We start from the raw sequence: 12,452 nt of genomic DNA on the forward strand, positions 1-12,452 counted from the left end.
CGGCGCACGGGCCCACCCGGCCCCCCGCGGCGGAAACCCCGCCCCACGCCCCGCCCTTCCTCACCCCGTCCCGTACGGGAACTCCGCCCGTACGACGAAGCCCCCCTCGGACGTAGGGCGCGCCTCCAGCGTCCCGCCGAGGCTCTGCGCGCGTTCGCGCAGCCCCACCAGGCCGTGCCCGCCCCCGGGGAGCGCGGGGACCGCCGCCGTCGCGTCCGGCGGCCCGTTGCGGATCTCCACCCGCAGCCCTTCCCGGATCCGCTCCGCCGCGCCCAGCTCCACCGCGTCGACCCGGACCCGCACCCGCGCGCCCGGCGCGTGCTTGCGGACGTTGGTGAGCGCCTCCTGGACGGTGCGGAAGGCGGCCCGCTCCACCGTCCTGCCGCCGCGCGGACGCCCCGCACCGTCCTCCGCGCCGCCGTCCTCCGCGTCCGGCCCCTCGTAGGTCACGTCCAGCGCGCTCATCTCGATCAGCCGGGGCAGCTCGTCCAGGTCCGGCTGGGGGGCCAGTTCGCCCGCCTCCCGGGCGTCGCCGCCGGCGGCCCGCAGGACGCCGACCATGTGCCGCAGCTCCTCCAGTGTGCGGACGGACAGCTCGCGGATGGTCCGGGCCCCGTTCCGCGCCGTCTCGTCCGCCGTGCTGACCTGTACGGCGCCGGCCTGGAGGCTGATCAGGCTGACCTGGTGGGCCACCACGTCGTGCATCTCGCGGGCCAGCCGGGCCCGTTCGGTGGCCTTCACCCGCTCCGCCAGCAGCCGGTCCTCGCGGCGCAGGCTGCGCGTCAGGTCCTCGACGCGGGAGGCGAGTTCGCGGCGGGTCCGGACCAGCAGGCCGAGCGCTATCGGGGCCGCGGAGGTGACGCAGGCGTCGATCAGGACCAGGGTGTTCTCGCGGTACGCGGTCAGCTCGAAGTCGGAGATCGGATACGGCAGGAAGTGCGCGGCGACCAGCAGCAGCGCACAGATGCCGAGCCGGGCGTGGACGCGGGTGGGGGCGCCTCCCGCCCGGTCGGAGCAGAAGCGCGGGGAGGCGGCGAGGGTGTACAGGGCGATCATCGGCGCGAACCAGATGTAGCCGATGTAGAGCCCCGGGAGGGTCACCAGGAACACCAGCAGCGGCCAGCGGCGCCGCAGCAGCAGGGCGGCCGCCGCGACCACCGAGACGCCCAGCTCCAGCGCCATCTCCAGGCCGTTGACGAGCAGGGCGTCGGCGATCGAGAGCAGCACGGGGACCAGCACCGGCCCGATCCGGCGCAGCCGGCCCGCCAGCGGCCCGCGCAGGAGCCGGCGGGCGGCCCGGCGGACGCGGGTCCGGAGGGCGGTGGCCCGGCCGCGGTCCCGTACGCCCCGGGCCGTGCCGGGTGTCCCCGCTTCCCGGCGGGTGCCGTCCGGCCCGCCGGATATCACCCGGCCCCCCGCGGAACCCCTGCCACCAGGCCGGCCCGGTCGGCGACGATCGCCGCCTGCACCCGGTTGATGCCGCCCAGTTTGGCCAGGAGCGCCCGCACATGGTCCTTCACCGTGCTGGGGGCCAGCCCCATCCGCTCCGCGATGGGCGCATTGCCCAGGCCCTCGCCCAGCAGCGCCAGCACCTGCGACTCTCGCGGGGTCAGCCCGTCCACCGCACGGGCCGCGGCGGCCTGGTCCTCGGCCGTCAGGTAGCCCCCGATCACCGCCCGGGTCACCCCGGGATCCAGCACGCTGCCGCCCGCCGCCAGCGTCCGTACCGCCCGCACCAACTGCTCCGGGTCGGAGTCCTTGAGCAGGAAGCCCGCCGCGCCCTCCCGCAGCGCCGCCGTCAGGTACTCCTGGGCGTCGAAGGTGGTGAGCATTGCCACGGCCGGCGGCTCCGGGGCGGCACGCAGCCGGCGCAGCACGGTCAGCCCGTCCACGTCCGGCATCCGGATGTCGAGGAGGACGACCTCCGCCGCGCACCCCAGCACGGTCTCCACGGCCTCCCCGCCACCGCAGTCCGCCACCATCTCGATGTCCGGGGCGGTCCCCAGGATCATCCGCAGTCCGGACCTGACGAGCCGTTCGTCATCCACCACAGCGACACGGATCACCGGCCGCCCCTTTCTTCCACACACCTGTCCAAGCTCCGGAACCGCCCGGCACTGCGCGGCTCCGTACCCTGCCGTCGGGTCCTCCTTAAGAGGGCCCCGCACCCCGCCGACCGGCGGGGGTCCTCGCCCGACCTGCGGACGATGGTGCGGGGCGGTCCCCACAGGCAGAGTGGTTCACATGCTGCACCACTGAAGAGGCCACAAGCCCAGGACGCGTTGCAGCTCACATCGACGGCCGCCGCGGCCCCCACACGCGGCGGACGTCCCCGGCGCGCGGGGGCGGCCCGGAGGAGACCTCTCCCACCCGGTCGCGGGGGCCTACGAGGCCCTGCCGCTGCCGCCCTCGCCGCCGTTTCGCTCCGCTTCACCCGTGCCGTCCGGCACGCCCGCCCGACGCCTCGCCGCCGGCCCGTCGGCGTGCCGCGCCCCCTCGGCGCCTCCGTGCCGCCGGTACTCCGCCAGCAGGTCCCCGCGGCTCTCCGCGACCCGTACGGCGTCCCGCAGGGCCGTGCTCAGCTGCGCCGACAGGAACCGCAACTGCCCCGCGTCGGCCGCCGGATCGTCGATCAGCGGCTCGGCGTGCTCCAGCAGCCCGAGGCCCATCGACAGGTGCACCTCCTCGATCTGGTCGGCGTACCGGGAGACCCGGCCGGCGCCCGCGCGGTCGGTGAGCAGGTAGCAGCTCTGGCCGTCGGGCCCGGCCCAGGGCAGCAGCCGGGCAACGGGACGGTCGGAGGGGTGCGGCATGTCGGCCTGCCTTCTTGGGGGAGTGGGGGCCCGGCCTGTGGTGGCCTGGGCCGTGCGTCTTGCAGACGACCCTCGCGCCGTTCACGCCTCGAACCCAGCCCAACTTCCTATAGGAGCGCCCTATATCGGCCGCCCTATATTGGGGCCATGGGCGACTTTTCCCCGGATCTGTGGTCACATCCCCGGCTGCTGGCGGCGGTCGCCAACGAGGACTGGGGCGCGGTCTTCCGCACGTACCGACGGCTCACCGGCGCCAGTCAGATGACCCTCGGTGTGCGCGTCGGGCTTGTGCAGCCCGACGTCTCGGAGATCGAGCGAGGACGACGGCGGGTCACCTCCGTGGAGGTGCGGCAGCGCATCATCGCGGGGTTGGGCATCCCGCCGGAGCGGCTGCCGGGGGGCGAGTCGGGTGCGGGCGCGCTGCCCGTCCCCGGGCTCGCATTCGCCGGTATCACCCCCGACGAGGACCTCCTCGCCCGCGTCACCACCACGATGGACGGCGCGCACCGCGTCGATGCCGCGACCCTGGACTGGCTCGACGGTCTCCTGGCCGAACACCGCAGGGCCGAGGACTTCATCGGCTCCGGCCCGCTCGTCGAGGTGATGGGCCAGCAGCTGCGCACGGTGGTGAACCTCTACGCGGGCGCGCGCGGCCCGTTGGCGGATCGCGTGGTCCGACTGGCCTCGGAGCACGCCCAGTTCCTGGCCTGGATGGCCCAGGACCAGGGGCGGACGGCCGCCGCGCTGGCCTGGTACGACCGGTCCCACGAGTGGGCGCTGGAGGCCGGGGACGCCGACATGGCCGCGACGACGCTCAGCATGAAGGCGCACATGGCCTGGTCCGGAGGGCGGGGGCAGCGGTGCGTACGTCTCGCGGAGGCCGCCCGCTGGTCGGCGCCCGGTGCATCACCGGGCGTACAGGGCATGGCGGCCCAGATGGCAGCCCGCGGCCACGCGCTCAACAAGGAGGGCGACAACGCCCGCCGTCTCCTGGACGAGGCCCAGGAGCTGATCGTCCGTGCCGCCCGGCGTCCCGAGGGCGAGCCGCCGTGGATGTACTTCTACGACGAGACGTGGTTCACCCTGCAACACGGCATGGCGGCGATGCACCTGGGTGCGTGGCGTGCGGCTACCCGGCATCTCACCGCGGGCCTCGCCGCTCTGCCGTCCAACTACCGGCGCGACCTGGCCTGGTACCGGTCCTGCCAAGCGCATGCCCACGCGGCCGCTGGCGAGGCCGAACAGTCCCTGGCCGCGGCTCTGGCGAGCGTCCCCGACGCGGCCGAGGTCGGTCGTCCGCACGCGTGGCACGAACTGCACGCCACCGCGGCAGCGCTGTTGCGGCACGGTGCGGCGGAAGGGCGCGAACTGGCGGACGTGCTGCGGGCACACGACTGACCGCCGGTGGGGCCGGCCGACCCGCTCACGCTTCGTCCTCGCCGGAGCCCACCGCCTCCCCGCCCCGCCCCACCCCCATCACCAGCACCACCACCGACGTCATCGCCGCCAGGCCGTACGCGGTGGTGGCCGCGGAGAGCGCGCCCTCCTGTGTTTCGAAGGACTGGTTGAAGAAGTCGGTGACGGTCAGCCAGACCGCCGTGCGGACGGTGAGGTAGAGCTCGATCGAGGCGAAGACCAGGAGCGCGCCGCGGAGGTCGCGGCGGGCCCGGATGGCCAGCCCGCCCAGCAGGAGGAAGCCCAGTACCGAGCCGAGGGTGGTGAACTCGGCGGAGGCGGCCAGGTTGAGGGTGCCCAGGACCGAGCCGTCCACCGCGCCGCGGAGGTACCGGGCGGTGTCCATCCCGGGGGTCGTCAGGTCGCGGACGGTCCAGGCGAGCCGGATCAGGCCCATGACGAGGAAGAGGACGCCGCAGATCCGGGAGAGGCACCGGTCGCGGGCCGGGAGGACGGGGCGCGGGGCGGGCGGGGTGGCGTCCGTGCGGCGCCGCCGGTGCTCCGCGGCCGGGAGCATCGTGGTCAGCACGGCCACCGCCACCACCAGGCCCAGCACCCGGGTGGCCAGCGCCCACCCGCCGAGCGGGTCGGTGGCGTACTGGTAGCGGTAGGCCGCGTCGCAGAGGCCGACCGCCTCGCGCAGCGAGACGGCCAGGAGGAAGAACCCCGAGAAGAGCGCGGCGCTGCGGGCCGGTCGCCGGTGGGCGGCGGCGAGCCCGGCGGTCGCGAAGAAGGCGGCGGCGAAGGCCCACTCGTAGGGGCCGACCAGCTGGGAGGCGGGGGAGGCGCCGGGGTTGAAGAGCCCTTCGACGAAGTCCCAGAGGGAGCCGTCCCCTTGCACGATGCCGTACACCGTCCAGGCGGTGAGCGCGGACGCGTAGAGGGTGAGGAAGAACGCGGTGGTGTGGTACGCGCCGTGGTGTTCGGGGGCGGCGCGGGGCGGGGCGCCGCCCGGACGGGCGTCCAGCGCGTCGCCGTCCCGCATCACCATGCGCGATCCCCGTTTCCGTGCTGGTCGTTGCCGTGGCGGAGTGGTCGCCGGTGTCGCCGCTGCCGCCGCCTCACTGTGTCAAGGACGGGTGGAGGGGCGGGGGAGGTTCCGTTCCGTGTGTCGCGAGTTGATCAAGACGCGGCGGGGCTTGCCGCACGCACCGGTCCCGGGGCCGGGCACGGACCCGGACCTCATCCGCTTCGATCCGCTTCGATCCGTATCAATACGTTTCGATTCGCTTCGATTGGCTTCGATGAAGTTCGTCTGTTTCACCGTACGCGGCGGGCGGTGACGGCCACGAAGTCGCGGATGCTCCGGCGGGTCGTGTCCCGCAGGTCGCTGAAGGCGGTGAAGTCCGTGGCCCAGTGGATGGCGGTCACCTCCTCCATGATCTGCTCGCTGCTGTCGAGGACGTCCGGGTCGTCGGACACCATCTGGGCCCGGAACATGGCCTCTTGGGCGGTGTACCGGGCCTTGTAGACCTCCTCGCGCAGCTCCGGGGTGTCCTCGCCGCAGCGCTCCTCCTCGTGCAGCACGAACCAGCGGTGGACGAGGACCCGGCGGTAGTCCAGTAGCGCGCCCGCATAGGCGCAGTACGCGTCCATCCGCTCCTGCCGGAGCCGCTCCGCGCGGGCGAACCGTTCGCTGCGGTCGGCGGACCGGCTCTGGAAGTGGTGGGTGACCGCGGAACCCAGCAGGGTCCCGAAGACGGCGACGATGCTCGCTATGACTGCCTCCATGGCAGGCAGTGGATCACATGGGCGGGGGTTCCCGGCCGTTTTCCCCTGGTGCGGGTGGCGGCGGCCCGGTCGCCCTACTTGCGGTAACTGGCGGTGATCGAGGCGGTGTTGGGGTGGCGGAGGGGTGGGAGCCGCCCCCGTCCGCCGGGCGGCCGTGCGGCAAGATGACGCCACGGGCCCGCCGACGGCGGCCCATCCCCCCAGACCAGCCCCGTTGCGGCCAGCAGATACTGGCGCGATTGTGCGCGGCCCGTGAAACCTGTTACTCCCGGGTACACAAAGCCGTCGCGGGCGAATACGCTCGCCCGCATGACGGACTCGCAGGACACCGGTACCGCCTCCGCCACCGACGAGGCCCCCCAGGACGCCCCGGCGTCCCCGGCCGCCCCCGAGGCACCCGCCGGGGGGACCTCCGGCCCGAGCGCGGCCGAGGACGGGGGAGGCAACCCGGTCGTGCGCGCCGCGCCCGGCACCCGTACCGCCGCGGACGTGGTCACCCCCGAGGTGGCCGCCCGCCTCACCCGTTGCGTGGTCGGGGCCGGGCGCACCGCCAACCACACCCCGTTCACCGGGGAGAAGCTGGCGGACCTGCCCGAGTCCACCCCCGAGGACGTCGCCACCGCCTTCGAGCGGGCCCGCGCCGCGCAGGAGCGCTGGGCGAAGGTCCCGGTCCGGCAGCGCGCCGCGGTCCTGCTCCGCTTCCACGACCTGGTCCTGCGCCGCCAGGCCGAGGTGCTCGACCTGATCCAGCTGGAGACCGGCAAGGCCCGGCTGCACGCCCACGAGGAAGTCCAGGCGGTCGCCGTCGCCGCCCGCCACTACGGGCGCAAGGCCCCCTCCTACCTCCGCCCCAAGAGCCACACCGGTGTCGTACCGACCCTGACCAAGGTCACCGAACTCCGCCAGCCACGCGGCGTGGTGGGGCAGATAGCCCCCTGGAACTACCCCTTCGAGCTGACCGTCGGCGATGCCCTGCCGGCCTTCGTCGCCGGCAACGCCGTGGTCATGAAGCCCGACACGGAGACCGCGCTGACCGCCCTGTGGGCCCGCGAGCAGCTGATCGAGGCCGGGCTCCCGGAGGACGTCTGGCAGGTCGTGATCGGCGACGGCCCGGTCATCGGCCCGGAGGTCGTCCGGCACGCCGACTACGTCTCGTTCACCGGCTCCACCCGCACCGGCCGCGAGGTCGCCCAGGGCGCCGCCGCCCGGCTCGTCGGCGTCTCCCTCGAACTCGGCGGCAAGAACGCCATGATGGTGCTGCACGACGCCGACGTGGAGAAGGCCGCCGCCGGCGCCGTCCGCGGCTGCTTCTCCTCCGCGGGCCAGCTGTGCATCTCCATCGAGCGGCTCTACGTCCACGAGTCGATCGCCGACGCGTTCGTCGAGCGGTTCGCCGCCCGGACGAAGGCCATGCGGCTGGGCACCGCCCTCGCCTACGGCGCCGACATGGGCTCGCTGGTCGGCGCCCGCCAGTTGGAGACCGTCGCCCGCCACGTCGAGGAGGCGGTGGCCAAGGGCGCCCGGGTGGTCGCCGGCGGCCGCCCCCGCCCCGACATCGGCCCGCTCTTCTACGAGCCGACCATCCTCGAAGGCGTCGAGGCGCCGATGGCGGTCTGCGGCGAGGAGACCTTCGGCCCGGTCGTCTCGATCTACCGCTTCCGCGACGAGGACGAGGCGGTGGCCCTCGCCAACGCCACGCCGTACGGCCTGAATTCCAGCGTCTGGACCAAGGACGGCCGTCGCGGCCGGGCCGTCGCGGCCCGCCTGCGCACCGGCACGGTCAACGTCAACGAGGCGTACGCGGCCGGCTACGGCAGCGTGCAGTCCCCGATGGGCGGCATGGGCGACTCGGGCCTGGGCCGCCGCCACGGCTCCGAGGGCATCCTCAAGTACACCGAGGCGCAGACCGTCGCCCAGCAGCGCCTGATGCCGCTGGCGCCGTCCTTCGGCATGGACGACGAGAAGTACGCGGCCTTCATGACCCGCAGCCTGCGCGCGATGAAGGCGTTCCGCCTGCGCTGAGCCGCACGACGCAGCCGTCCCGGGGGCCGGTGGCCCCCGGGCGGCGAACAGTCAGCCCCTCCGGCGTTCGAGGAGCGGGGTCCGGGGCGGCGCCCCGAATACGGATACGGAGGTACCGGTGCCACAGGAGAACTCTGCCCACCACCCCGCCCCGGCCGAGGAGAGCGGCAACCCCGACACAACCGCCCCCGACGCAACGACCCCCGAGAGCGCCCCCGAGGACGCCCCCGACGGCACCCCCGACGGCACCCCCGACGACACCGCCTACGACTACGACGTCCTCGTCGTCGGCTCCGGCTTCGGCGGCTCCGTCTCCGCCCTCCGCCTGACCGAGAAGGGCTACCGCGTCGGCGTCCTCGAAGCCGGTCGGCGGTTCACCCGCGAGACCCTGCCGAAGAACTCCTGGGACCTCAGGAACTACCTGTGGGCCCCGGCGCTCGGCCTCTACGGCATCCAGCGCATCCACCTGCTGGGCAACGTGATGGTGCTGGCCGGCGCCGGCGTCGGCGGCGGCTCGCTCAACTACGCCAACACCCTCTACGTCCCGCCCAAGGCGTTCTTCGACGACCCCCAGTGGCAGGGGATAACCGACTGGCAGCAGGAGCTGAAGCCGTACTACGACCAGGCCCGGCGGATGCTCGGCGTCCGGCTCAACCCGACGATGACCCCGTCCGACGTCCACCTGAAGGCGGCCGCCCAGGCCATGGGCGTCGGCGACTCCTTCCACATGGCACCGGTCGGGGTGTTCTTCGGGGACGGCAAGGACGCGGCCGCCGGGGACGACGACGGTGCGCACGGGGCCGACGGGGCGGCGAGCGCCCCGCCCGGCGGGGAGGTCCCCGACCCGTACTTCGGCGGCGCGGGCCCGTCCCGCCGGGCGTGCACCGAATGCGGCGAGTGCATGACCGGCTGCCGGCACGGCGCCAAGAACACCCTCAACGAGAACTACCTCCACCTCGCCGAGCGGGCCGGCGCGGTGATCCACCCGATGACCTCCGTCGTCGCCGTCACCGACGACTCCCGCGGCGGCTTCGCCGTCCGCACGCTGCCCACCGACAACAAGAAGAAGGGCGCCGGCAGGACCTTCACGGCCCGCCGGGTGGTCCTCGCCGCCGGCACCTACGGTACCCAGACCCTGCTGCACCGCATGAAGGACAGCGGTCTGCTGCCGTACCTCTCGGCCCGGCTCGGCACCCTGACCCGCACCAACTCCGAGGCCCTGGTGGGCGCCCAGACCACCGGCCGGCGCTACCGGCGGCAGCACGGCGCCGACCGGGTCGACTTCACCAAGGGCGTCGCGATCACCTCGTCGATCCACCCCGACGAGAACACCCACATCGAGCCGGTCCGCTACGGCCGGGGCTCCAACTCCATGGGCAGCCTGACGATTCTCCAGGTCCCGTACCGCCCGGCCGGGCGGGTCCTGGGCTGGGCCGGCAACATGGTCCGCCACCCGGTGCTGGCGCTCCGCTCGCTCTCCAACCGCCGCTGGTCCGAGCGCACCATCATCGGCCTGGTGATGCAGTCCCTGGACAACTCCCTCACCACCTACCGCAAACCGGGCGGCCTGGGGAAGGGCCTGCTCACCGCCCGGCAGGGCCACGGCGCCCCCAACCCCACCCAGATCCCCGAGGCCACCGAGGCGGCCACCCTGCTGGCCCAGGAGATAAACGGCTTCGCGGGCAGCAACGTCGGTGAGCTGATGGGCACTCCGCTCACCGCGCACTTCCTCGGCGGCTGCCCGATAGGCGCGGACGCCGACCACGGCGTCATCGACCCCTACCACCGGCTCTACGGCCACCCCGGCATCTCGGTCGTCGACGGGGCCGCCGTCTCCGCCAACCTCGGCGTCAACCCGTCCCTGACGATCACCGCCCAGGCCGAGCGCGCCATGTCCCTGTGGCCCAACAAGGGCGAGGCGGACCCGCGCCCGGCCCCCGGGCGGCCGTACGCGCGGGTGGCGCCGGTCGAGCCGGTCCGCCCGGCCGTCCCGGCCTCGGCGTTCGGCGCGCTCAGACTGCCGTTCCTGGCCGTCCCCCCGGTCCCGCCGAAGAAGTAGCCGGCAGCCCCGGGAAGAGCCGCCAGGACACGCAGGAGGGCCGCCCCGCGAAGGGAGCGGCCCTCCTCACCGTCTCACCCGGTGCCACTCGCGCGTACCGCGTCACGCGGCGGCGCCGCCGGTGGCCTTGCGCCGCCGGACGACGAAGACCGCCCCGGCGCCGACGGCCATCGCCACGCCGCCCACCAGGCCGATGGTCGGCAGGGCGGACGAGGCACCGGTCGCGGCCAGGTTGCCGGTCACCGGCAGCTTGCCCAGACCCTCCTTGGGCTTGCCGGTGGCGACCGGCTTGGCGGTGCCCTGCGGACCCGGCTTGTTGCCCGGCTTGCCGGGCTTGGCCGGCGGGACCTCGCCCGGCTTGCTGCCGGCGGACAGGATCGCGAAGTCGTACCACTGCTCCGCGGACGAGCCGCAGGACCCGTCCTCGTTGTAGTAGTCGCCCGCGACCAGCGCGAACCCGTCACCGGGCGTGGCGCCCTGGTCGGCGCGGATCCGCATCTTCAACTCGGCGGTCTGGTGCGCGTCCAGCTCGAACCAGCCGAAGTAGTCGCCGTCGGACCACTCACCGAACGCGGTCCACTTACCGGTGTCGGGGTCCTGGTACTCCAGGTGCAGCTGGGAGCCGGGGCGGTCGTCGCCCTCCAGCGGCACCGCGAGGATGAACGGGTATACCTCGTCCAGCTTCTTGTCGGTGGTGTTGCTCAACTTGACGGCGAACCGCGACCAGTCGGCGCCGGCGACCAGCTTCGAGGGCAGGCCGGCCACGCTGACGTCGAGCGACGCGTCGTCGAGGGTGCACTCCCCGTCGTCGGACGGGCTGGTCGTCGGGGTGCCGGGCGCGGTCGTCGGGGTGGCCGACGCGGTGGGCCCGGCGCTGGTCGTGGGCTTGGCGGTGCTGCCCGGGGTGGCCGGGGCCGTCGGGGTGGCGCTGGCCTCGGAGCCGGTGCCGGGCGGGGTCTCGCCGCCCGGGGTGTTCGCACCGCCGGTGGCGGAGGGCTCGGCCGACGGGCCGGCGCTTTCGCTCTCCTCCGCGCCGGGGGTGACCGGCGTCGGCGAGGCGCTCGCGGAGGACTCGGTGTCGGAACCGGTCGCGTACGCGGCGGGGGCCGCCACGAGGGCGGCGGGGGCTATGACGGCCGTCGCGGCAACGGCTGTCAGGGCACGGCGGAGCTTCATCCAGAAGACCTCTCGGGGTCCAGAGTGCCGTGGCGCGGCACATCTTGGTGCTGGCCGTCGCGGTGGGGCGCGGTAGGGCCGTGCGATGTCAGGTACGAGACCGTCAGTGGCTGAAAAAAGTTGTTCACTCAACCGAAAAGCCCGCCGTGATCCCGCTCACACTTTTCACAGCCGACTCACAGGCACCACACAGCCGACACACAGCGAAGGGCCCCGGGAAATCCTCCGCGAGGGGGGAACGCGGAGGCCACGGGGCCCTTGGCTTTCGGTGCCGACGTCAGGGCAGCGCCGGCACCGACGGGCGGCGCTGGGGGGGGGTAGCGCCGCTGGCTCATCAGGGTGGTGCGGATCGGTACAGGGGGATGGTGCGGGGTGGTGCGCGGTGCGCCGCTCGCACTGTCGGTGTGGACCAATGGCACGCACGGTAAAGGTCCGTACCGGAAGCGGTCGGCGGTTCGTCAAGCATCGTCCTGGATGCGCCTCACCTGGCGCAACCGTTTCGACGGATGCGGTCGGTCCCGGGCGTCCCCAGGACCGACCACCCCATCGGTGTGACCGGGCTGCTGTCCCCTGCTGACCGGTCACGGTCCGGAGCGAGGTCCCACGACACGGACCGCTGCCAGCGGCCGGCGTCTCATCGCTCCGGTCTTTCCGCCCGTGGGGCGGCGTCTACGCGTAGTCCTGCAGGCCGCGCCTGGCTGGCGTGGCACCGGGAACAACGACCCCTCTCCGGGCCCGGTCACGCGCCGTACGGGTGAGTCGGCGCCCGAACTCAGTTCCAGCCGGGCCCCCGCGCGGATCCGGCTGCGCGGCCGATCAATTCCGGCCTCGGAAGCGGCCTCAGACCTGGCCTCGGGACAGCTCCAGCAAGGTCATCGCCAGCGCGGTGCCGGGGCGGCCGAGCTGATCGCGGTAGTGGGCCAGCACCTCCATCTCGCGGGAGAGGTTCAGCCGGCGCCCGCCGGAGGCGATCCGCTCGCGTTGGATGACCGCCGAGACGGCCATGCGTTCCTGGACGAGGCCGATGATGTGGCCGTCGAGATCGTCGATCCGGTGCCGGGCGTCCCGGATCGTGTCGGCCGCCTCCGGGGTGTGCGCGCCGGTTTCCGGTGCGGTGGCGGGAGCGAGGGGCGTCGTCGTCCGTGCGGTGTTGTTCGTCATGGCCGTTTCCGTTTCTCCTGGGGGCGGATGGGGCC

The 12,452-nt window shown here is 73.8% G+C and carries 10 protein-coding genes; 3 read left to right on the plus strand and 7 right to left on the minus strand.

What is annotated here, in order from left to right; genetic code table 11:
* Positions 1-60 precede the first annotated feature (60 nt).
* From CG747_RS39865 to CG747_RS39875, 3 genes are all read right to left on the minus strand, one after another.
* Positions 61-1,281, minus strand: a complete 1,221-nt coding sequence (locus CG747_RS39865) for a sensor histidine kinase (protein WP_100606806.1) — start codon at positions 1,279-1,281, stop codon at positions 61-63.
* Positions 1,282-1,403: 122 nt separating this feature from the next.
* Positions 1,404-2,066, minus strand: a complete 663-nt coding sequence (locus tag CG747_RS39870) for a response regulator transcription factor (protein ID WP_100606779.1) — start codon at positions 2,064-2,066, stop codon at positions 1,404-1,406.
* Positions 2,067-2,384: 318 nt separating this feature from the next.
* Positions 2,385-2,813 carry a hypothetical protein gene (locus CG747_RS39875; RefSeq protein WP_257981044.1) on the minus strand — a complete coding sequence of 143 codons (429 nt, stop codon included), beginning with the start codon at positions 2,811-2,813 and terminating at the stop codon, positions 2,385-2,387.
* A 147-nt stretch (positions 2,814-2,960) separates the two neighbouring features.
* Here CG747_RS39875 and CG747_RS39880 point away from each other — a divergent pair, with 147 nt between their 5' ends.
* Complete coding sequence (locus CG747_RS39880; protein ID WP_100606780.1) at positions 2,961-4,211, plus strand: helix-turn-helix transcriptional regulator; 1,251 nt, start codon at positions 2,961-2,963, stop codon at positions 4,209-4,211.
* 25 nt (positions 4,212-4,236) lie between these two features.
* Here CG747_RS39880 and CG747_RS39885 read toward each other — a convergent pair whose 3' ends face one another.
* Positions 4,237-5,259 carry a hypothetical protein gene (locus CG747_RS39885; protein WP_100606781.1) on the minus strand — a complete coding sequence of 341 codons (1,023 nt, stop codon included), beginning with the start codon at positions 5,257-5,259 and terminating at the stop codon, positions 4,237-4,239.
* Between the two features lie 269 nt (positions 5,260-5,528).
* Positions 5,529-5,999, minus strand: a complete 471-nt coding sequence (locus CG747_RS39890) for a hypothetical protein (protein WP_100606782.1) — start codon at positions 5,997-5,999, stop codon at positions 5,529-5,531.
* A gap of 309 nt (positions 6,000-6,308) precedes the next feature.
* Between CG747_RS39890 and CG747_RS39895 the strand changes: the two genes are divergently transcribed.
* Positions 6,309-8,021, plus strand: coding sequence for a succinic semialdehyde dehydrogenase (locus CG747_RS39895; protein ID WP_100606783.1), 1,713 nt, complete (start codon positions 6,309-6,311; stop codon positions 8,019-8,021).
* Positions 8,022-8,139: 118 nt separating this feature from the next.
* Positions 8,140-10,080 carry a GMC family oxidoreductase gene (locus CG747_RS39900; RefSeq protein WP_100606784.1) on the plus strand — a complete coding sequence of 647 codons (1,941 nt, stop codon included), beginning with the start codon at positions 8,140-8,142 and terminating at the stop codon, positions 10,078-10,080.
* Positions 10,081-10,182: 102 nt separating this feature from the next.
* On the opposite strand, the gene CG747_RS39905 is transcribed toward CG747_RS39900, so the two are convergent.
* Both CG747_RS39905 and CG747_RS39910 read right to left on the minus strand, forming a co-directional pair.
* Positions 10,183-11,256 (minus strand): LPXTG cell wall anchor domain-containing protein, encoded by a 1,074-nt coding sequence (locus CG747_RS39905; RefSeq protein WP_107490341.1) that lies wholly within the window; start codon positions 11,254-11,256, stop codon positions 10,183-10,185.
* 840 nt (positions 11,257-12,096) lie between these two features.
* A complete protein-coding gene (locus CG747_RS39910) occupies positions 12,097-12,417 on the minus strand; it encodes a chorismate mutase (RefSeq protein WP_100606786.1) in 321 nt (106 codons plus the stop codon).
* Between the last annotated feature and the right edge of the window lie 35 nt (positions 12,418-12,452).

It is taken from the genome of Streptomyces sp. CB02959, from assembly GCF_002803155.1.
Taxonomy (GTDB): Bacteria; Actinomycetota; Actinomycetes; order Streptomycetales; family Streptomycetaceae; genus Streptomyces.